15 protein-coding genes are annotated in these 22,434 nt (G+C 33.1%); 6 read left to right on the top strand and 9 right to left on the bottom strand.

Annotated features, from left to right (window positions below; translation table 11 throughout):
* Window positions 1-82: 82 nt before the first annotated feature.
* Both HNR33_RS07235 and HNR33_RS07230 read right to left on the bottom strand, forming a co-directional pair.
* Window positions 83-1,948 (bottom strand): S-layer homology domain-containing protein, encoded by a 1,866-nt coding sequence (locus HNR33_RS07235; RefSeq protein ID WP_429081743.1) that lies wholly within the window; start codon window positions 1,946-1,948, stop codon window positions 83-85.
* Window positions 1,949-2,015: 67 nt separating this feature from the next.
* Window positions 2,016-7,664, bottom strand: coding sequence for a CehA/McbA family metallohydrolase (locus HNR33_RS07230; RefSeq protein ID WP_429081741.1), 5,649 nt, complete (start codon window positions 7,662-7,664; stop codon window positions 2,016-2,018).
* A gap of 270 nt (window positions 7,665-7,934) precedes the next feature.
* Between HNR33_RS07230 and HNR33_RS07225 the strand changes: the two genes are divergently transcribed.
* Complete coding sequence (locus HNR33_RS07225) at window positions 7,935-9,329, top strand: MATE family efflux transporter (protein WP_429081740.1); 1,395 nt, start codon at window positions 7,935-7,937, stop codon at window positions 9,327-9,329.
* A 23-nt stretch (window positions 9,330-9,352) separates the two neighbouring features.
* Here the strand turns inward: HNR33_RS07225 and HNR33_RS07220 are convergent, their stop codons facing one another.
* Window positions 9,353-9,982 (bottom strand): PHP-associated domain-containing protein, encoded by a 630-nt coding sequence (locus tag HNR33_RS07220; protein ID WP_429081737.1) that lies wholly within the window; start codon window positions 9,980-9,982, stop codon window positions 9,353-9,355.
* 237 nt (window positions 9,983-10,219) lie between these two features.
* On the opposite strand from HNR33_RS07220, the gene HNR33_RS07215 reads away from it, so the two are divergent.
* From HNR33_RS07215 to HNR33_RS07195, 5 genes are all read left to right on the top strand, one after another.
* The gene (locus HNR33_RS07215; protein ID WP_488167838.1) at window positions 10,220-11,254 is read left to right on the top strand and encodes an ABC transporter substrate-binding protein; all 1,035 of its coding nucleotides are present in this window, start codon (window positions 10,220-10,222) and stop codon (window positions 11,252-11,254) included.
* Between the two features lies 1 nt (window position 11,255).
* Window positions 11,256-12,923: an ABC transporter permease gene (locus HNR33_RS07210; protein WP_429081733.1), complete on the top strand. Its 1,668-nt coding sequence runs from the start codon at window positions 11,256-11,258 to the stop codon at window positions 12,921-12,923.
* Window positions 12,907-13,887: an ABC transporter ATP-binding protein gene (locus HNR33_RS07205; protein WP_429081731.1), complete on the top strand. Its 981-nt coding sequence runs from the start codon at window positions 12,907-12,909 to the stop codon at window positions 13,885-13,887. The genes HNR33_RS07210 and HNR33_RS07205 overlap by 17 nt, the downstream gene beginning before the upstream one ends.
* Before the next feature lie 233 nt (window positions 13,888-14,120).
* Window positions 14,121-15,554, top strand: a complete 1,434-nt coding sequence (locus HNR33_RS07200; RefSeq protein ID WP_429081728.1) for an MATE family efflux transporter — start codon at window positions 14,121-14,123, stop codon at window positions 15,552-15,554.
* A gap of 4 nt (window positions 15,555-15,558) precedes the next feature.
* Window positions 15,559-16,119 carry a TetR/AcrR family transcriptional regulator gene (locus HNR33_RS07195; protein ID WP_429081727.1) on the top strand — a complete coding sequence of 187 codons (561 nt, stop codon included), beginning with the start codon at window positions 15,559-15,561 and terminating at the stop codon, window positions 16,117-16,119.
* 219 nt (window positions 16,120-16,338) lie between these two features.
* On the opposite strand, the gene HNR33_RS07190 is transcribed toward HNR33_RS07195, so the two are convergent.
* The 6 genes from HNR33_RS07190 to HNR33_RS07165 all read right to left on the bottom strand — a co-directional run bounded on the left by HNR33_RS07190 (window position 16,339) and on the right by HNR33_RS07165 (window position 22,432).
* Window positions 16,339-17,373, bottom strand: coding sequence for an NAD(P)H-dependent amine dehydrogenase family protein (locus HNR33_RS07190; protein ID WP_429081725.1), 1,035 nt, complete (start codon window positions 17,371-17,373; stop codon window positions 16,339-16,341).
* A 114-nt stretch (window positions 17,374-17,487) separates the two neighbouring features.
* Window positions 17,488-18,321 (bottom strand): MerR family transcriptional regulator, encoded by an 834-nt coding sequence (locus HNR33_RS07185; RefSeq protein WP_429081722.1) that lies wholly within the window; start codon window positions 18,319-18,321, stop codon window positions 17,488-17,490.
* Between the two features lie 156 nt (window positions 18,322-18,477).
* Window positions 18,478-19,395: a UTP--glucose-1-phosphate uridylyltransferase GalU gene (gene galU, locus HNR33_RS07180; RefSeq protein ID WP_429081719.1), complete on the bottom strand. Its 918-nt coding sequence runs from the start codon at window positions 19,393-19,395 to the stop codon at window positions 18,478-18,480.
* Between the two features lie 16 nt (window positions 19,396-19,411).
* Window positions 19,412-19,534 carry a hypothetical protein gene (locus HNR33_RS07175; protein WP_429081717.1) on the bottom strand — a complete coding sequence of 41 codons (123 nt, stop codon included), beginning with the start codon at window positions 19,532-19,534 and terminating at the stop codon, window positions 19,412-19,414.
* A gap of 48 nt (window positions 19,535-19,582) precedes the next feature.
* Window positions 19,583-20,395: a hypothetical protein gene (locus HNR33_RS07170; protein ID WP_429081715.1), complete on the bottom strand. Its 813-nt coding sequence runs from the start codon at window positions 20,393-20,395 to the stop codon at window positions 19,583-19,585.
* Between the two features lie 21 nt (window positions 20,396-20,416).
* Window positions 20,417-22,432 carry a hypothetical protein gene (locus tag HNR33_RS07165; protein ID WP_429081712.1) on the bottom strand — a complete coding sequence of 672 codons (2,016 nt, stop codon included), beginning with the start codon at window positions 22,430-22,432 and terminating at the stop codon, window positions 20,417-20,419.
* Window positions 22,433-22,434 lie beyond the last annotated feature (2 nt).

The raw sequence follows: 22,434 nt of genomic DNA, 5'->3' as shown, positions 1-22,434 counted from the left end.
ATTATATAGATTTATTTAATATGCTAAGTACTTGATACCTATCATTTAAACAAGGCGAGGAAAACATCCTCGCCTTGCTTTGTTATAGCCTTTCTAGTAAATCTAACATTCGGTAGATTATAACTGCTGATTGAGCTCTTGTTGCTTTTCCCTTTGGTCCGAATTGTCCGTTTCCTAAACCCTTCACTAATCCTTTGTCTACAGCTATTTCTACTGCTTCCTTTGCCCATCCTGATATTTGGTCATTGTCTGTAAAGATTAATTGACTTACAGTATGGTTTTCATTTTTATTTACATGTTTCAATGCCCTCACTATCATTACTGCCATTTGTTCCCTGGTTATCTGACCATTTGGATCAAATGCTCCATTATATCCTGCAACTATCCCTAGACTTGCAGCTATTTCTACTGACTCTTTGTACCAATCTCCTATTCCTACATCACTAAAACTTACTCTTTCACTTCCAGATTCTAAACGAAGAGCTTCAACTAATATCTTTGCAAATTCTGCTCTTGTTATGTTATTATTTGGAGCAAAGTTTTTATTATCTGCTCCATTTACTATATGTCTAGCAGCCAGCACTTCTATTTGATTTTGTGCCCATGCTACTGTGCTTACGTCATTGAAAGCTTTTCTATATTCCATCACCGTATATTTACTAAAGTGGTCTACAATAAATTCTATAGTTCCTTTTTCTGTTACTCGTCCTCCAATGTATTCCCATTTCTTTGTACTGTCATTAAAATAGTAGATACCAAGCTTTTCTGGATTTGAAACTTTTTTAGGATCATATTTCATTGTTACTGTAAGTGGTTTATTAAACTTCACTTCTCCCTTTGATGATGTTATATCGAAATCAAATACTAATGCTGCAGGATGGAATTCTTCTGACCCTACTTGTGATATTATTTCTTGTGATTCATCTTCATTTAATATTTTTGTAGAAAATGATATTTCTGCTCCAGACCTTGCAGATAATGTTCCTGGCTCTATAGATATAGTTGTTTCACCTGTGTTTATGTCTAATCTAGTATTGTTTTGACTGGCTGTGTTAAGTAGTTCAGAATTCATGTTTACTAATATTTGGTTGGCTTTTGAGTCTAATGCTGCATTTATCATTAGTGTACTGTTGCTATTTTTTTGTATCTGAGCAGTTAATTTGTTGCTATCTATATCAAGAGATACAGTGACATTGCCTTCGTCATCTGTTGTTATTTTAGCAATACCTTGTGGTGTTTTTTGTTCTTTTGTTTCTAACCTCTTTGTAGTCCTGTATCTTTTTCCTCCAGAAGAACTTGATGACTGTGTTACTTTTACTACATAGGTATCTGATATTTCTCCTACGCTTGCAGTAATTACTGTTTCTCCCTTTCCTCTTCCTGTCACTAATCCACTGCTATCTACTGTTGCTATTGAGGTGTTTGAACTTGACCACTGAATACCTTTTAATTCTTCCTTTGCAGCATCTGTACCATCACTCATTTTTCCTTCCAAGCTTAACTGTAAAGTCTCATTTTCTTTTATCTCAGTATTATCTCCTATTATTGTTATGCTTTCTAAGGTAACTACAGGACTTTCTTTTACTATTTTAAATGAAACTGTCTTTTCAGCTTCATAGCTTTTTAATTTAATATTATAGGTTCCATTCTCAACAGACTTCACCATTCTGAATCTAATATTAAATTTACCTTCACCGTTAGCTGTATATTGTTCAACGTCGTAAACGGATTTGCCATCTTGGCTATCTACAACCATAGTGACTAAAGCATTTGGAAGAGGGACTCCACTCTTGTATATCGTACCAGTGCCTTCAATGTATTCATCTATAGTATAATCTGCTTTACTTAGACTAAATTCTATAGTATGATTACTCTCTCCAAAAGCTGGAATACCGCTCGCTACAACTAATGATGTAATTAATAAATAGGTTAATATTTTCTTTAACAAGTTTTTTTCCTCCTATCTTATTAAATAGTATAGTTTGGGTAGTGAAAAGGATAGCGTCCCTTTCACTTTACTTTACTATAAATTCTACAGTTCCAACTTCAGATAGGGGAGCTTTGTCAATAAAGTCATTCCACATATATACCTTAGCAGTATGTGCCCCTTTACTTACACCATTTACTTTAAAGCCCATAGATAAAGCTTTTAATCCTTCAACGCCAAGTTCAACACCATTCATAAATCCGATAGCATACGTTCTATCTTCAGAGTCAACCAGTTTTATAATAACTGTTCCTGTAATATCTTCTTGAGAACTATTAGTAATAACTGTATTTACCATTACTACATTTCCTTCTATAAATTCTCCACAAAGATTTCCATCAACATCTGATGTCTTAACAGCTTGAATACTTACTGGATAGCCTATTTCTTCTATTTTAACTATTTCGGCTGTATTTCTTACTCTTATTCTATGTCCTTCTGGATCTTCTGATGCTAAACCTATTGCACTTACTCTATCTCCAACCTTAATAGCTGGATCCCATTTGCCTAGAGTATCTGAGTTACCTGTTCCATCTCCAATATATCCATTAACATATACCCTTGCTTCTCCTGTTCCATCATCAATATATAGAGAGTTTTCTGTCATTTTTGAAACTCTACCTTGTACTTTTACAAGCCATCCTTCATTTTCCTCAAGCATACTATCTCCAGTAGTCATTATCTTAGGCTCTACTAATACTATTTCATCCCCAAGAACAACAATATCTTTTGATTCATTTTCTACTGAGAGCTCAGCATCTCCATCGTATTGGTCTACTATTCCTGTAACTCTAACCCTAGTTCCTAGTGGTAGGGGTGTAGCTGATACACCAAATACTGTTATACCACCTGTTTCGTCCTGTACATAGATTACTTCAAAGAAGGCATTTTTAGGAGTCACCGCTTCAGATTGAGCTGTTACTCTACCTTCTATAGTAAATTTCTGTCCATATAAATCTGGTTTGCCATCATTATCTTCATCTGCCCTTACTTCTGCTATAGTCTTTAGTTCGGCTTCTTCAGGCTGAATTATCCAATCAAAAATATTTTCTGTTATTTGCTTGTTTGAATATTGGTTATCTGATGAGGCTGTTTCAAAATCTGAGAAGAATGTTGTTCCAGCTACTATTACTCTTGCTCCATTTGTTAACTCTTCTGCTGCTAAAACATATACTTTGCCTTTTTCTACTGATATGTTATCACCAACATTATCCGAATCTAATGTTTCTGTTGTTTCATGGCCTTTTACTAGCCAATCAACGTTATCGTCGTTTCCACCATCTTTTAATATTACAGAACATCCACTATAGAAGCTGTAGGTAGTACCTTCAGGGATATCCTTTGTTAAATCATATTTTGATGATACATATTGATCAAAATATAGTCTGTACTCTTGACCTCCATTCGTTGTCTTATCGATTACCTCATCATCATTTACTCTTAAGTTTGTTCCTATTGCTTCTAGTATTGGAGTTAATTGAGCACTATTACTATACTCTTCTATTCCATCTTTATAGTCTGCTCTTGATGTAACTATGATGGAACCACCATTTTCTACAAATTCTTTTATAACTGCTATTTCTTCCGCAGTGTAATTTGATTTAACTTCGTTATATTTTGGATTATCTGTACCTTGCGGGTCTGTTATTATTAAAAGACTTACTCCTTTTAAATTTTCTGAAGTTAATTCATTCATGTTTATATTTAATATATAGTTTCTTTCCTTCATCATTTCTTTTAATGCTTCTATCTTACCTGCATAGTTTCCTGTTACATACTGATTAGAGTGACCTCCATCTACTAAAATTTTTACGAAGTCTTCCTCATTTCCTGCTAAAACCTTTCTGCTCTGTGTAAATATTTTATCTGTTCCACCTAGATTAATTATAGCTTTTGCATAAATTGTATATGTTTCAGATATAGCTGGTGTCCAGTCTACATTTGCTATTCCTGTTTTTCCTGGTTGTATTTCTGATATAGTGGTCTCTCCAATTTTATTTGCCTCTTTTATTTCATTCTCATAGAATTCTACGGTTATACCTGTCATTGAGTCTTTACCATTATTATACACTTCTGCTGACAACTCAACCTTTTCATCTACTATAACAGGGTCCTGTGATATACTTATTTTTGATATACCTATTGCCTCTACTTCACTAGTCCAAACTGGTGCTGTAACAGCTATATCCTTGTCTTCTTGATCTACTCTTACATAATAATAGTTGTACTTTGGATCAATTTGCAGATTCCACACTGCTGTATTGTCAGTAAATGTTTTTGATTGTACTACTACTCCACCATTTGATATTATTGATATCTTTCTAATAATATCTGACTCATCAGGATCATTTACCTCTATACTTATATCAAGAATGTCTGGATCATCTAATGATGAACCCATTATTTCATTATTCACCATATACATTATTTCAAGGTTACTATCTTCTGTTGAATATACGCTTAATTTTCTTATTGCATCAAAAATATTTTCTCTTGTAAGGCTTGAAGCCAATACTACTGTTCTAGCTTCATTTGATGTAATCCAGTTGCCTTTATGGTTGTCTTGATTGTTTGAAGGCGCAACATGCCAGCCCTTATCAAGCGCTCTTGTATAATACTCATAGCTTGGGAAGTATCCACTGCCTCTAATAGGACCTTCTCCATTTCCCACTTCTACAAGATGTACAACATTGTCAACAGCCTCACTGTAATATCCAAAGTCTGCAAAGTCGCCAAAAGTCTTTCCGGGATGGTTTAGTTGTGATATAGAATCAGTATCTGCAGAGATATGACTGTAGTACGCTGGTAAATCCATATTACTATTGCTTCTTGATGCAAACCATGGTGTGTTGAAAGTATTTATATGACCCCATCCACCAGTACTTCCACTCCAGGTCATTTCAAAACCAGCTATTGCTACAAATTCACCATCTTCATTATATGAATCAGCAATAGAATGCATTAACTTCCATTCTTCACTTGTAGATTGGCTTACATCTGTAATAGTTTCATTTGAAGTATCTTTTTCGTTATCAAACCAATTTGAATGATCTGTCACTGCAAAGAAGTCTGCATTACCTTTGTCACGAGCCCAAGAGTAAGCAGCATCTAAGCTTCCTTGACCATCTGAAATATTTGTATGGCTGTGAAGCTGGCCAAAATATAAATTATATTCTTTTTCTCCTACATAGAAATTCCATTCAACTATTGCTGTTTGCGGAGTTGCTGCTTTATCAGATACTTCTAATTTTACTGTGTGATTTCCTTCTACCAAGTCAGTTGATGGAGTATAATTAATCTTTGCTTCTGTAATAGTAGTATTTCCTGTTACTTCAGTACCATCTAGATATAGCTTTATTGAAGCTGTGTCTATACCTGATACGTCGCTGTATTCTGCACTTATTACAGGTTTAAGCTCAGTTCCTGTTGATGAACCGCTTGCTGGCGTCAAGTTTATTACTTGAGGTGGCGCTATATCTTCTTCGCTTATTACTATTTGATATGGTATGCTTACATCTTCTGGAGATGTTGCTGTGTTTGTTCCGTCTGATGCTTCTATATAATACTCTATTCCTGCTACTGTTAAATTTGTTTTTGAAATAGTGTAGGTATATGAATCCTCCATTTTAGTCATGTCTACTATTATGTGATCCTCTGCTCCTTCTGTCCTGTAATGTAGTTTAACTGACTCAACTTGCCTGTCGTCTGTCACTGTAGTTATAATTGTAAGGTCTTCATTTACGTTGCCATCAGTAACTGGTGTATGATTTATAGTTGGTAGTGTCGTATCTGGATCTTGATGCCCATCTCCCATAGTATGACTTCCTAAGTAATCAAAGGTATCTTGTAGGTATATGTCCCACTCAGTTACAGGATCAAATTCATCATCTGGATTAACATCTCCTACTGTTATACTGCTCTTACGAACTAATGTATGATTTACAGTAGTATTATCTCCAGTTCCCCATGCTGAGCCTGGGTCAACTCCTACTTGACCAAAGACATCTATTATTTCATCATTGTGCTTCAAAACTATTGCATCATCACCATTAAAATAGGTAACTGTACTTGTAATATCCGATTTATTTAATATTTCTTGAACTGAGCCACTATTAGCTATTATGAACACCTCGTCATGAGCTAATGTACCTGATAAGTTTTCAGTATTTGTAGCACTTGTAGAACCATTAGAATAAAGCTCTACCTTATATGTTGATAAATCAACTGTATTCCTTGTGCCATTATAAATTTCTATAGCTTTGTTGTTGCTACCACCTTCTATATATTCTGATATAAATAGATCTGTAGCACTGTTTGCATTCTCAGATATATCCTCTAATGTCCTAGGATATATTTTGTATTCACCGAAATCATAAGTAACTACGCCAATAATACTTGAATATTCCTTATCTACCTCCATCCAGCTTGCATCACTAGGTCTTGCTGCTGATATTCCTTCTTTGTCTTCTATCTTGAAATTTCTATAAGCATCTACTTCAACAGCTGTTACATTTTCTATCTTAACAAGCTCACCCTCATAGTCTTCTCCTAAATCTGCACTTAAGTCTGATGATGTTACTAGCTGTGGTGCTGGTACTCCCACTCCTTCCTTCACTAATACTACATCAGCTACAGTTGAAGGTTCTAGCTGTGCCATTCCATAATAATCCTTCAGTTTTGCTGTAATCCTGTATCTGTTCCCTGGGATCATGTCTAGCCCTTGTAATCTTACAATGATTCCTGCTGTGTCATCTTGGATATAATTATTACTTCCTAGGTCTGCTGTTGCTATACCTTCCACAGTTACTTCTGTATCTAAATCAAATCCTCTTGCTTCTGCTATTGACTTGATTAGTGCTGGTTCTTTAATAGTGTATTCAAATTCTGTTACATCACTATCTTCTAAACCTTCCTTAGCAGCAAATGCTTTTATAGTTAATGGTTCATTCACTACTATTGGGTTATTATCATAAAATATTTCATAATCGGCATCAGTAATCTCATCTGTGTATACAGCATAATATACTGTTGCTCCTTCTGTTGAAGTTGAGAGAGTTACCTCTGTTCCTTCTTCAACTGCTCCTGGTGCTGGTAAAGCTGTTACATTAGCTACTTGTTCATCAGGGTCTGTTCCTGACCCGCCATCGTCATAAGAAGTCCATGTAATGTTATCAATTACTACTTGCTTTGCCGTTACATTTCTTATTTCAATAACTATATCTCCATCTATATTAATATTATCAACTGTAAATGAATGTACGTCGGTATCGTCAAAAACTTGTGACAGACCTTTTGATTCTTCATTTATGAACAGTTCAATTTGTCTATTTCCTGATCCTGTAAAACCTTTCTTTAATTCAACTGAGAATGATGAAATTCCACCTGGTATAAGCTCAGATGTACATTTACTTCCTGAATTTCTTAACATCATTCCTTTTCCATCAATCACAAATCCTTCATCTTTACGTGCAGATATATAGTTCCATGTGATGTTGTTATTACCTACAAAAGACCCATTAGCATATGTTGTACCTGGTTCGTTAAAGTTATCAAATGTTTCTACATATGTTGTTCCCACAGCACTTGCTATATCTGACACACTAAAACAGAACAGATTTGTTAAAACTAAAGCAAAAACAATAAAAAAACTCAAACTTCTTGATACTTTTTTACTCAATCTGCATCCCCCTTTGCTTTTTTATTTCAAATTGTTAATTTCAAAGTTAAACCATCACACCTCCTTTGCTTGTCTAACAATATAATAGCACCCATTTAAAGAAAAAGATGTCATTCTATGGTTATGTGTTCCAAAAAAATAGATAGATTTATGTCACTCTAAGTCTTTTAACTTAAAAAATATGCCTGTTGGCTTATTTTTGGAGAATATATTTTGATACTCGAAATATATTTGATATAATGGTAATTATCAAAAGAATTGGAGGGGTTTATGGATTACTTAGAAAAAAGAGATCTTATTTTAAATGGAAAAATGTCTAGAGTAATACTTCTACTGTCTGGACCTATTATGTTAAATAATTTTATTCAAACAGTATACAATCTGACAGATACTTTTTGGGTTAGCCGACTTGGCTCCACCGAAGTAGCCGCCATAACCCTTGTCTGGCCGGTAATCTTTTTCGTCATGTCACTAGGTATGGGGATGTCTATAGCTGGTACGGCATTAATATCCCAATATACAGGAGCGCATAGTTTAGATGAAGCAACTGATGTTGCAGGTCAGCTGCTTTCCTTTTCAATTATTCTTTCTATAATACTTGGAGCATTAGGAGCTTTCTTTACTCCATACATAGTAAGTGGTATGGGCGGAGAAGGACAGCTGTTTGACAATGCCACTGAGTTTCTAAGAATAATGTTTATGGGACTTCCAACTATGTTTCTATTTTTTATCTTTAGCTCCATTAAACAGGGGCAAGGAGATACAATTACTCCAATGATATATGGAGCTCTTTCAGTGGGCTTAAACATTATCCTAGATCCTATATTTATATTTATCTTTGACCTTGGAATAGCTGGTGCAGCAATAGCGACTATAATAGCACGAGGAATATTCTCTTTTTATGCTATATATAGATTATTTACAAAAACAACTGGCATTCACTTAAAAATATCTGACTTGCACTTAAACAAACAAGTATTATTGAAGATTATAAAGGTCGGTATCCCATCTTCTATTGGGCAATCCACAGCGGCTCTTGGATTTATAGTATTAAACATGTTTATCATATCTTTTGGAAAATCTACCATGGCCGCCTTTGGAATAGGCAATAGGATCAATTCTCTTATTTTAATGCCGGCAATGGGTATAGGAAGTGCTCTGTCAACTATTGTAGGCCAAAACCTCGGAGCAGAAAATATAGAAAGAGCAAAAAAAGCTGTAAAAACAAGTGTCGGTTTGACAACTATTTTCTTAGTAGCAGGAGGAATATTAATATTTTCTACTTCAAGTAACATAATCAGTTTATTTAATCCCGATCCAGAGGTTTTTAGTCAAGGAACTCATTATCTCAGATTAATATCAGCAGCTTTGCCATTTATGGGCTTCTTTCAAATCTTTATAGGAACTTTCCAGGGTTCTGGTCACACGTTTTCTGCAATGGTTCTAATGATGGGAAGATTATGGGGTTTAAGAATACCTTTAATATTGATATTCAAAACTTTTACTAATTTAGGTACAAATTCTGTATGGTATGCTATGGTTCTAAGTAACGGAATAATATGTTTAGTCGGATATGCCATATATTCAACAGGAAAGTGGCAAAAGAAAGTAATTAGAAATCAAGAAAATCAATGTAAAAACCAAGGAGACGGGTACGTAGATTAACAAACGTGCCTGTCTCCTTATTTTTAATATATATCAACTTTTTTATAATGTTCGTTTTTTCTCATCACTGGACAAAAGCTCTTTGATTTGATTGCTTCAATAAAATCTTTTTCGTCTCTAATGGAACTATCAAAATAGGTTGCATACTTTCCTACTTGTTTAGACACATGAGCATCACCTGCCCCGAGACAAGGAATGCCAAGTTCAGTAGCTAAAGCATATGCATGCAAATTATGATGAGGTAGCGTACTTCCATTAAATGCTTCTACACCATGAAGATTATCCTTTACTTTTCTAATATATTCTCCTAGCCCTCTATTATTATTTCTAAAAGGATGAGCACTTATAGCTACTCCATTATTTTTTTTAACTATTTCTAGTAATTCTTCTGCATGGATCATTTCTTTAGGCACATCATCTAATCCAAACACTAATATATCTCCTTGAAATGTAAGTATTTCAGCTCCTACTATTACTAATATATCGTTTATTTTTGTAGAATGACCTATTTCATTTTTTAAAAAGTTGTTATCGTGATCAGTTACGCAAATTCCATCTAGTCCTAAAATTCTAGCAGCTTCTATAGCTTCTGTAAGGGATAGATGACTATCAGAAGAATATTTGCTTTCATGTAGATGTGTATCAATTATCATAATAGTTACCTCCAAATAATACTCTATTGGAATTCTAGCACAGAAGAGCTTATTCATGTTACACTATAGAAAAATATAATAGTAAATAATACTTCTATAAAAAATATCTATAATAGCTTTGATACTATGATTCCATGATATAATTTTGAAGGACAATATTAGAATTCAACTATGTAACAGGAGGTAGTGTAAGTGAAAAAATTTAAATCAACACTCGCTTTACTTTTAGCTCTAGCAATGATTCTAAGCTTGGCAGCTTGTAGTAAAACTGAAAACAAGCAAATCAACAATGAGCCGGAGAAAACAGAGGAACAAACAGAATCTAGTACAGAAACTAGTTTAGAAGGAACTACTTTAAGAATTGTAGCTACATCTGAGAGCTATAAAGAATTGTTTGACAAATTCACTGAAAAAACAGGTGTAAAAGTAGAGTTTGTAAGCATGTCTTCAGGCGAACTACTATCTAGAACAAAGGCTGAAGGTGGCAAGCCAATGGCAGACTTTTGGTTTGGTGGCGGATTAGATGCATTCATGCAGGCCAAAAAAGATGGTCTTTTAGAGGCATATAAATCTCCAGCAACAGAAGATATCCCAGATCAATACAAAGACAGTGACGGATATTGGGTAGCAAAAGGTATGACTATAGTAGGGTTTATAGTTAATAATGAAGTAATAGCAGAAAATAATCTTCCTATGCCTACAAGCTGGAAAGACTTAACTAATCCAGTATATAAAGATGAAATAATCATGTCAAACCCAGCAATATCAGGAACAAACTATGCTGTAGTTAATGGTCTATTGCAAGCTATGGGAAATGAAAAAGGTTGGAAATTCTTCGAAGAGCTAGACAAAAACATTCCTTACTACGGAAAAAGAGGTAAAGATCCTCAACTTAAGGCTACAGAAGGAGAAGCAGCTATAGGTATTACATATATCGATAAAAGCATCTTTGATTTACAAGAAGAAAGAAATATGACAGTTGTTTACCCTGAAGACGGCATTCCATGGGTTCCAGAAGGAATGGCAATATTTAAAAATGCTGAAAACCTAGAAGCAGCAAAACTATTCATGGACTGGATATTCTCTAAAGAAATCCAATCCGAAATGGCTAAACTAGACGGAAAAGATAGTGCTATGATGGTGAAACCTGATGTTGAAGGTCTAGATTTAGGAGTACCAAAAGATAGGCTATTAAAATTAAACTTAAGCTCTTTTGGTGATGATAGAGAAACTATACTTACTAAATGGGGCAAGTTAGTAGGAGATAAGTAATATGATAGGAAGGACTGAAAGGGTATCTAAATCTTTAGATACCCATTTTTACAATATAATAGACAAGTTAATATTAGTAGTTGTCATATCTTTGGTATTTACCTTTATACTTTATCCTATTGTTTCTGTTATTTTAGAAAGCGTTATTGTAGAAGACAAGTTCACGTTGAACATATATGAGAACTTATTCAATAAAAACATGAAGTTATTCTATAACAGTATATTTGTAGCTATACTAACTACGATTGTCTCTACTTTTATGACTGTATGCATTTCTCTCTATATAAGCTTTAGCGGCAAGAGAATTAAAAAAGTTCTTCTTCTAATCCTCATGTTGACTATGATTTCTCCACCATTTGTATCATCACTAGCTTATATAACTCTGTTTGGCAGAAGAGGATTCATAACTCATGATATTTTAGGTCTGACTATTAATACTTATGGCTGGCAAGGAATAGTAGCTATGCAGTCACTAGGATTTACATCATTAAGTACATTGATTCTTGTAGGAGTTATAAGTGGAATAGACAAAAATCTTATAAAATCCTCTTTAGATTTGGGAGCAAATTCTTCACACACTGTGAGAAAAATTGTGTTACCTCTTATAAGACCAGGTATACTAGTTGTAGCTCTACTTACATTTGTCAGATCTCTTGCAGACTTTGGAACGCCTACTATTATAGGTGGTTCATTTAACGTATTAGCAACTCAAGCCTATTTAAATGTCATTGCCTATTCTGATTTAAGTGCTGCATCAGCCATAAGTGTACTCATATTCATACCTGCTATTATCGCATTTCTTTTTTACAGGTCTTTTATGGCTAGAACAAATGTAGTTTCTTCAAATTCTTTGAAAGGTTTTTCAGAAGAAGATCAGATGACTATTAGTGGATTGTTCGGAAAATTAATTAAGTTTGTTACCTACTTCTTCTTAATCATAATGCTGCTACAATACACATCTATATTTGTCTCTGCTTTTACAAAATATAGGTCTGGAAGCATGTATTTTTCGTTAGATAACATTCAAAAAATGAGAATGTATAGTGGAAAAAGCTTTCTAAGAAGCGTAATATATTCATTAATAGCAGGAACAGCAGGAAGTCTAATTGGTTCCTTAATAGCCTATTATTTAGAGATAAGAAAAATAAAGATAATGAAAGGAATAGACTTTATTGCTACTATACCTTATATAATACCAGGAACATTTTTTGGAATAGGGTATATTCTAGCATTTAATGACTACCCACTAGAGCTTACTGGTACTGCTCTTATAGTTATACTCAATGTGCTTTTTAAGCAGTTACCTATGTCTACTAAAATAAATAGTGCTGTTCTATCTCAAATAAATCCCCAAGTAGAGGAAGCAGCAAAGGATTTAGGAGCTCAACATTTCTTTGTACTCAAGGATATTATACTTCCTATGTCTAAGTCCGCTTTTTTAGTTTCTTTTATAAATAACTTTACTTCTACTATGACTACTATTGGCTCTATAATATTTTTAATATATCCAGGAAAAAAATTAGCAACTATTGAGATGTTTGATGCTATACAAAGTGGAGATTATGGAGTTGGATCTGCTATTGCCTGTACCATTATTTTAATCACATTAGTAGTAAATATAACTTTTTCAAAACTTGTACTGGAGGGAAAAAATGTTCCTAGAAATTAAAAACCTAAAAAAATCTTTTGATGATATAGTCGCAGTGGATAATTTGAATATAGGAGTAGAAAAAGGAGAATTACTGTGTCTTCTAGGCCCTAGCGGCTGTGGTAAAACTACTACTCTGAAAATGATAGGAGGTTTTTTGATTCCGAACTATGGAACTATACTAATTGATGGTCAAGATATAACCAAGATTCCTCCAGATAAAAGACCTGTTTCTACTGTATTTCAGTCATATGCTCTTTTCCCACATATGAGTGTACTTGAAAATGTAATGTACGGATTAAAATTTCAAGGAATCAAAAAGGATAAAGCTAAAGAAAAGGGAAATAAATACTTAGAGCTTGTAGGTTTAGCTGAGCATAAAAACAAAAAAATCCATGAGCTAAGTGGTGGTCAGCAGCAAAGAGTGGCATTAGCTAGATCTCTCATAGTGAATCCTAAGGTTCTATTATTAGATGAACCTCTATCAAACCTAGATGCAAAGCTTCGTGTTAAAATGAGAGAAGAAATAAAAAACATACAAAAGAAATTTAATATCACTATGGTGTTTGTAACCCATGACCAAGAAGAAGCATTGAGTATAGGGGATAAAATCGGCATCATGAATAATGGAAAGCTAGAACAACTGGGAACTCCTAGACAAATCTACGAAAATCCTCAAAGTCGCTTTGTTTTAGATTTCATAGGCTCTTCTAATATTATAAAAGATGATAGTGGAAATATTAGCTTTGTGCGACCTGAAATGATAAATATTACAGATAGAGCAGATATTAATCAAAGTGAAAATGAAAAAGAAAAAATGAAAGGTAAAATAATAGAGAAAGTATTTTTAGGTTCTTATATAAATTACATGGTAAGAATAGGAAACAATTTGCTTAAAGTACAAGTGACAAATAAATTAGAAAAAGAATATGAAATAGACGATGAAGTGTGTGTTGAATACAAAAAAAATGAACTGAGTAAGTAGAGTTAACTAAATTAAGAAGTTAAGAGTAAGTCAAGTACCAGACACCGATTATTTACCTATCCCTATACTGGAGCCACAGATATGTTTCATTTGTTGCTGAAAAGTAACAAATGAAACATATCTGTGGCTCTTTTTTTACTATTGACAAATAAGATAAAAGAACTTAAAATGAATCTATATTCATTTTAAATGAACTGTAATTCATTTAATTCTTAAAAGGAGATGGGCATTTCATGAAGAATATAATAAACAATAAAGTAGCAAGAACTGCACTTATGGAAGAAGGCGATATTAAAAAAACTTTACTTATATTATCGATACCTACTATTATTGCCACTCTTATAAGTGCAATATATAATTTTGTTGATACTTTGTTTGTAGGTATGCTTAACGATACAGCTGCTATGGGCGCAGTATCAGTAGCTTTTCCCCTTTTTATTATAATTTCAGCTATTGGTCAAATGCTTGGTATAGGAGCTGCTTCCTATGTATCTAGGAGCTTAGGTGAGAAAAATAAAAATCAAGCAGATAAAACAGCTTCAACTGCGTTATTCATTTCTATAATTATATCTATTGCAGTAACAATTTTTTCTCTTATTTTCTTAGAGCCTATTCTTACACTAGTAGGTGCTACTGATACAGTTATGTCAGCTGCCCTTGACTACATGAAATGGATAGTAATAGGAAGTATATTTACTATAACTAATATGACTTTAAACAATATAATAAGAGCAGAAGGTAATTCTAGGTATAGTATGAATGCTTTAATCATAGGAGCAGTGCTAAATATAATATTTGATCCAATATTTATGTTTACTTTCAATCTAGGAATCAAAGGTGCGGCAATTGCCACAGTGTTAGGTCAGTCAATCTCGACAATATATCTTCTCAGCTATTATTTAAAGAAAAACAGCTACGTAAGTATAGAAAAAAAATATATTAGTAAGGATAAAGATATATATGTAGAAATATTCAAGATTGGTGTTCCAGTTTTTGCTATGCAATTTTTAGCAAGTATTGCCTTTGGCTTTCAAAACTCAGCTGCATCACACTATGGGGATAGTGCTTTAGCAGCTATAGGCATTACTTTGAGGATTTTTATGATACCGTTTTTTATAATAATGGGTTATATACAAGGATTTCAGCCTTTCGCAGCTTATAACTATGGGGCTAAAAATTATGATAGAATAAAAAAAGCATTGAGAATATCTACGATTTGGCTTACAAGCTTTGCAGCTTTATTCTTTGCGCTATTTCAAATGTTTCCAGGGTCTTTTGTAAGACTATTTACAAAGAATCCTGAGGTTATAGCTTTAGGTATAAATAGTCTAAAAGGAATATCCCTATTCATGCCTATACTTGGTTTTACTATGATACGTACTTCTCTCTTCCAAGCACTTGGAAAAGGAAAGCAAGCCGGCATATTGGCTATAGGGCGACAAGGTTTGTTTTTTTTACCTTCATTGGTGATACTACCAAAATTATTTGAAAAGCATATAGACTCATTAAATTTTATAACTAATTTGCTACCAAATAAAATGGAACCAGGTCTATATGGTATTATGCTTGCACAAGCTCTTTCTGATATTTTGACTTTTATATTGTCTGTAATATTAGCTATTTCCCTTAATAAGTCCCTAAATGAAAACAATATGGTTAGGAAGTGATAATATGCCTAAAATAATAAAGAATCTTGAAGAAAAAATATTTATTAGTGCAAAAGAGCTCTTTTGTAAAAACGGATATGAGAATGTTGACATGAAAACTATCGCTGTAAATTGTAATATTGCAGTTGGAACTTTGTACAATTATTTTCCCAATAAAAAAGAGCTATATCTAAGTGTAGTAACTAAGAGCTGGAACAATACTTTTAACAAATTAGGTGAAATCATAGAACATAATGAGCCTGATATCTCTAGAATAAAGTCGTGTATCAAAATACTCTATGAGGATATTGAAAATAGAGAGGGTTTAGGCTCTCAAATGGGAAAAATTAAAGACATGGAGAAAAAAGAGTTTGAGGAATATAAAAAAACGCTAATAAATAGCTTGAAAAAAATATTTGATGGAATCAAAATAAAGGAAGAATTTAAAAATGATGATAATATCATAGAAAAGCTAATATATACCCTTGTTACAAACATTTCCATGCTAATAGAGGTCTATAATGAGGATAAAGAGTTAAATATCAATTATATTTGCAATATCATCAAAGTATATATTGAGATGTAAGAAGTTTTTTTACATTTTCAAATTCTATAATTCTTGTAAGACATCTACTACTTCTTCTAATATTCATAGGGATTATTTCTTTTAATTATGCGTATAGTGGAAAACTTATATTAGTGTAGTTTTAAAATATCATAGCTATATTATAAAAAGTTAAGTGCCTGGCATAAGTTAATTGGGCTAAGTGCCAGGCACCAATCATTTCTTTATTCTGCTTCTTTATTACTTAAGATGCATTTGTATTGGATAAGAAAGATATTCAACGTTATCCATTTTCTCTATAGTGTAATATCCTGCAGGAGCTTGAAGAATTAACGGAATACGATTAACAATAGTAGCACAAGTATGCTCAACAGTTGCAGGCTTTTTAACAAAGAAAGTTGTATCAGGTTCTCCTGTGATTTTCCAATCACACATATCTCCATCATCTGGACCATAAACTTTACCGATACATTGTGTCTCAATAATTGGTCCTTGGAAAGTTTCTGTAGTTACAACAGCACTCATACCAATACAGTTACCCTTAGGAATAGTTTCGCCAAGAGTCTCTGAATATAGGTCGCTATCATAAAAGTATGGAACGCATTTTTGAGTTTGCGACTTAATTGTCCAACCCATCTTAGAACATAAAGCTTCATTTGAATTCCATACATAAGCAGGCTCTAATGTTTCAGGATGTGCAATCTGCTCTTCAAACTCTTCAGGTGTGAGTCCTGCACCATGAGCTTTTGCAAGAGCAAGACCATAATCTTCAACATTGTAGCTTACTGCACCTTCTATTTTATCAATGCGATGAACGCCTCCAGCCACACAGCCGATCATGTTTACCCAGTAGATATCTTGCATACCAGAACCAGCAATTGTGCAACCATTCTCTTTAGCAAGCTTATCAAGCTTGTTAGTTATAGCCGAAGCAGTAGTCCATGGATATATCGCTTCTTCACAAGTAGTGATAACATTGATTCCACGGCTTACAAGCTTTTCAAAATGTGGCATTACGTCTTCCATAAAGCTAAATAGGGTAACAACAGCGATATCCGCATCACATTCGTCTAAAACTGCATCAGCATCACTTCTGATTGTAACACCTAATTTAACACCCAGCTCTGCCCAATCACCAACATCCATTCCAACTACAGCAGGATTGACATCGATTGCGCCAACAATCTCTGCACCCTTTTCATAAAGATAACGAAGAGTGTATTTGGACATCTTTCCGCAGCCATACTGAACAACACGAATCTTTTCTTTAAACATAGATGAAGCCCCCTCTTTATAATTTTTATCCGTCAAACGTTTCTAATACCACCGACGTTAATTATAGTATAAAGGTTATAGTTGGAATAATGTCAACAGAAGATTGTTATTTTTTTAATAAAGTTTTATTGGTATTTGTAATCGCAAAAACATGCCTCGCTCATTTTCTTCTAAAAGTGGGAGCTCAGCTAAAACCTCACATATGTAATCACCTACAATAGTATAGCCGTTCTCCGACACCATATCAAGAAGCCTATGTATATAATCTTTTTCTTTTTCAAATTTATTACAATAGATACAAAGGTAAGTATTTGATGGAATAGAGGTAGTTAAGTCATCGCGAACATAGTCATTATCTACAAAAACAAAAACCTCACTTGAATAAAAATGGCGTTCTTCTAGGTCCTTTTGTCGCAAAATTGTCCCTGCATTGCAGAAATAAATCTGGGGAAGCTTGTCAGCAATCAAGCTTTTCTTCAATTTCCTCAGCAGTTTTTCATAAACCTCAATACCATGGTCATAAAAATTCAAGCCTGCGTCAATGCAGTACATTTGGCGCTTTTCAATGTATTCAAGAGTTATTGTGCCATCAGGTGGAGACGTCTCATATCGCTCATAACTCCGCAATGTCCGTTCAACTGCCCTCTTTTGATATTCCAGTTCACGAATCTGATCATCAATCTGACTCATATTTTGGTGAAGCACGCTTTTTATGAACAGTGGATCATTACGTTCCAATTGCTTTTTTATGTCTTTTAGCGTCATTCCTATGGATTTCATGTATTGAATCATATCAAGACGGGCACTCTGTTTAATGCTGTAATATCGATATCCAGTTTCATCATCAACAATACGAGGCTCTAAAAGCTTTATTTTGTCATAATATCGCAGCGTTTGCTTGGATATATTATTAAGTTTTGCCATTTGTCCAATCGATAATTTCTCCATTTACATCACCTTTCCTGTTAAATTTTTATCATTCTCAAACATTATACTAACAGTAAAGATATGAATTATATTTTTTTATTAGAAAATAGGGCAGCATTTGCTACCCTAAAACTTATTATATAAATGTTTATTAGTAATTTATTTATAATTTGCATTCTATTTGTCTTTAGATGCTGCCGTCTCTGATTTTGATAAACTTAGCTTATCGTTTTTTAATAGCTCTACAAGATACTCTCTAAAATCATTCTTTAGCTCATCTCTTTGCAATGCAAACTCCACTGTAGCTTGTAAAAACCCTAGTTTATTTCCTACATCGTATCTCTTTCCTTCAAATGTGTATGCATACATAGCTTGTTTTGCTGCAAGCTCTTTAAGAGCATCTGTTAACTGTATTTCTCCACCTGCTCCCGGCTTTGTATTTTCAAGTATATTAAATATTTCTGGAGTTATGATATATCTACCAAGTATAGCTACATTTGACGGCGCTTTATCTATGGATGGCTTTTCTACTAGGTCCTTGACCTTATATACTCCCCCTTCTATGTGCTTTCCTGATACTATACCATATTTGCTTACATCTTCTTTAGCTACCTCCTGCACTCCCAAAATAGTAGTTTTATATTCATCGTATACATCTATAAGCTGCTTTAAGCACGGCTTAGTCTTTGCATCTACTATATCATCTCCTAAAAGTACTGCAAAAGGCTCATCTTTTATAAACGCCTTTGCACAATGGATCGCATGTCCAAGCCCTTTAGGCTCTTTCTGTCTTATATAATGTATATTTACCATGTTTGATATATCTTGTACTAGGCTAAGCAGCTCTTTCTTGTTCTTTTGCTCAAGCTCTAATTCAAGCTCTATAGATTTATCAAAATGATCTTCTATTGCTCTTTTATTTCTACCCGTTATAATAAGTATGTCTTCTATCCCTGAAGCTATAGCCTCTTCTATTATGTACTGTATAGTAGGCTTGTCTACTATTGGAAGCATCTCTTTTGGCTGTGCTTTTGTCGCTGGTAAAAACCTAGTTCCTAATCCTGCCGCTGGTATTATAGCTTTTTTTACTGACATGATACTCTCTCCTTCACTATTCGAAATTATTTATTACTTCAACATCACCATATTTCAACATCATCATATTTCGATATCCAGTATTCTCTAAAAAAGTACCTTCTGAATTTATTTTATCAGAAGGTATCTTTTGTTTCAATAAATCAAAATGACAATAATTGGTATCAGAAAATTCTTACAAGATGCTCTATAGTTTTTTATGCACTCCATTTAGATGTTTTTGAATGAGTGTATACTTTTCAAACTGAACTGAGTTAAGCTCTTCTTTATTTGGAGCTTCTGTGAATTTCCTAAGCTTAGCCAGATAGTACAATATTTGTCTTATAGATATAGGTAAAGTAAAAAACAGTATTATATTTGATATATCTCTTAATTGGTGATGAATACTCATGTTTTTAGATAATTGATCATATGCAGATGAACCTACAGGATCAACACCATATATCCATGATGTAATGACAAAAAATATTTCAATAAATATCACAAAAGAAAATGATAGCCAGCATAAAATATTTAACAATAGTTCAAAATCTTTTTCCTGAAGCTCTTTTGTATTATTATAATGTGATTCGTTATTTTTAACTAAAAAAACGCTTGGCTTTTCACTCGATGGAATATCTTTAATATTCACTATTTCTTCACTATTAATATCTCTCTTCGCATTTTTTGACTGCTTGAGCTTCTTCAAAGCTTCCTTTGTAGAATTAATAGCCTTCCTAAGAAAAATTGAAGGTGATATTAATTGAATGATTAAGCAGGAAAGCACTAGAGTAATAAGCATTTCTATTGTTTGACTATTTAAATAATATGACATTTCTAAAGCAAATGTAGTATCAGCATAAATCACCATATTGAAAATTATGCTGATAAATAAAACTACTCCCCAGTATATAAGATTTTTCCACAAGGGTTTATTCTTAGATAGATATTGTTCCTTACATATTAGTCTATAAACAACAAAGGCTATAATCAATGTAAAAATAAAGATAGTAATTGACAATATACCACTTCCTTTTAAAACTTAATTTTGATTCCCAGTATGTTCTATATTCTTAAGAATACTTGTAATTATGTGAGCAAGCTCTTTATTAGAAGAAGCTATAGCAAATTTTTGGTTAGCCCATATGATAAATTTTGTTTTAACTAGTAAATAGTACTCACTGTTATTTTCGCAAGTAGTTGCTGCTACTTCATCAAGTACATCAAAATTAGCTTGTTCTTGTAGCGTATGTTTAAACTTATCAATAGTCGGATATACCTCCAAAAGCTCATAATCTTCTTTAGAAATAATCTTTGCTAGATTGAACTGACATAATACGGATAGGAAAATTTGATATTCTTTTAATCTTTCAAGAGGACAATATAGCGAATATCCATTTTCCATTCCTATGCTAGTTATTTCGAATAATGTTAAAAACTTAGCTAAGTGCTCCAAACATATCTGAATAGTACTTTTACTATCTTCACCAGATGGCTGAAGTATTAATGATGATAAAACTAGCTCCTCTAACTGCTCTTCATTGTTTTTTACTAATTCACGATTTTTCTTTGCTAATAATGTACGTGAGCTTCGTTTTTGTGCTAGTGCAAAAAGTAGAGTAAGCCCATCTATTAAAGCAGCAAATATAAAGCAAAACCACGCCATACCTAAAGAGCTATTCTTTGTAAATAAGTTTTTTATTGGAAGTACATACATGTTTTCTAATATATACTCTTCACTGCTTAAATCAATAGTATCTCCTTCTTCAGAAATAGAGTTCAGTGTATACGCCCCAGCCTCTATTTCTGATTGAAGCTTTGAAAAAAGAAGCAGTGCATCAGTAAGGTTTAGTGATGCCTCTCCTGGCAGCTGTTGGCCATGGTTTTCATAATAAACTTCCTTCTTTATAACGTCTAAGCTTTTCATGAAAGAATCGCTTTTCTCTGTAAGTGTTATAAAAGAGTTTAGATTATCATAAAAATCTTCAGGAATCTTATATGAGGTAACGTCTGAGTAAGCTGTGAACAGATTTGTTAATATAGTATTAAATGTTACACTATCTCCTGCTTTCGTATTAATATAATTGATACAATATTGTTGTATATCACTCATTTTTTTATTGAAATCTGTATTATTTTCGTTTGATACTCCAGTACTCATAGATAATATAAGATTCTCGAGTAATTCTTTATTAGATTGTATATTAATATACTCTTTCGTAAATTCATCTAATGATTTTCCTTCTAAAATGGTTTTAATCCTATTTTCATAAATAGACGAATCTAAAGATGAATTTTCATTAGCAGCTTGTCCTATAATATTAGAAATAGCTGCATTGTACTTGGCCATATCTTCATAGTATTTATCTAAATTGCCACCATAATTATTAATATTTGGTTTTGCAATGCTATTCGTATTAGGTTTTATTATATTATTAGATACTGCTACCTTTTCTGTTTGTTCACTTAATTTACTATACTTTTCATTCTCCTTTAATAATCTTGTATATTCCTTTTGGATTTTACTAGTGATATCAAAAACATATTCTTTCATCTGAGTCTTAGAGTTTTCAACAACAACTCTATTCTTATCAGACATATTATGATATATCTGAGTATACCTTTGCTCAAGGTAATCAATCGGAGAATTTACATAATTATAAATTCCAATATACGAAAAATAAGTTGAACATAAAGTTGCAAAAGATAAAGTAACAATTGTCAGAGCTTTGAAGTTTTTTCTTAAAGAGTTGCTTAGTGAAAAAACTGTTATCTGAATTGAAAACGCAAAAATAAAGGGAGCACTTAATCCATAAGGTAATGCTATCCCTCCAAAATATACCTTACTGCCAGAATATGTTGTAGCCAAAGAAATAATCTGCAAAAACAATGTCACTAGGACAAATATCCAGGACAAAACAGTGAAACTAAATATATTTTGAGCACTATGTCCAGCTTTCTCTTTAAGAATATTTTGTGTATATGTATAGTCCTTGTTAAATTTATATCTTTCAAGTTTGTTTCTAAGTGTATTTTTCATATGTTCTTTTATATTCATAG

Origin of the sequence: Brassicibacter mesophilus, from assembly GCF_050433385.1 — a bacterium.
GTDB lineage: Bacteria > Bacillota > Clostridia > Tissierellales > Proteiniboraceae > Brassicibacter > Brassicibacter mesophilus.
The sequence above is the reverse complement of the archived record's forward strand: the minus strand, read 5'-3'. Positions and strand labels throughout refer to the sequence as shown.

Bases quoted from the DNA above. Each gene is read 5' to 3' on its own strand.
- HNR33_RS07200 (WP_429081728.1), top strand. From the start codon at position 14,121: ATGAAGAATATAATAAACAATAAAGTAGCAAGAACTGCACTTATGGAA.
- HNR33_RS07165 (WP_429081712.1), bottom strand. From the start codon at position 22,432: ATGAATATAAAAGAACATATGAAAAATACACTTAGAAACAAACTTGAA.
- HNR33_RS07185 (WP_429081722.1), bottom strand. From the start codon at position 18,321: ATGGAGAAATTATCGATTGGACAAATGGCAAAACTTAATAATATATCC.
- galU (WP_429081719.1), bottom strand. From the start codon at position 19,395: ATGTCAGTAAAAAAAGCTATAATACCAGCGGCAGGATTAGGAACTAGG.
- HNR33_RS07205 (WP_429081731.1), top strand. From the start codon at position 12,907: ATGTTCCTAGAAATTAAAAACCTAAAAAAATCTTTTGATGATATAGTC.
- HNR33_RS07225 (WP_429081740.1), top strand. From the start codon at position 7,935: ATGGATTACTTAGAAAAAAGAGATCTTATTTTAAATGGAAAAATGTCT.
- HNR33_RS07210 (WP_429081733.1), top strand. From the start codon at position 11,256: ATGATAGGAAGGACTGAAAGGGTATCTAAATCTTTAGATACCCATTTT.
- HNR33_RS07220 (WP_429081737.1), bottom strand. From the start codon at position 9,982: ATGATAATTGATACACATCTACATGAAAGCAAATATTCTTCTGATAGT.
- HNR33_RS07215 (WP_488167838.1), top strand. From the start codon at position 10,220: ATGATTCTAAGCTTGGCAGCTTGTAGTAAAACTGAAAACAAGCAAATC.
- HNR33_RS07190 (WP_429081725.1), bottom strand. From the start codon at position 17,373: ATGTTTAAAGAAAAGATTCGTGTTGTTCAGTATGGCTGCGGAAAGATG.
- HNR33_RS07195 (WP_429081727.1), top strand. From the start codon at position 15,559: ATGCCTAAAATAATAAAGAATCTTGAAGAAAAAATATTTATTAGTGCA.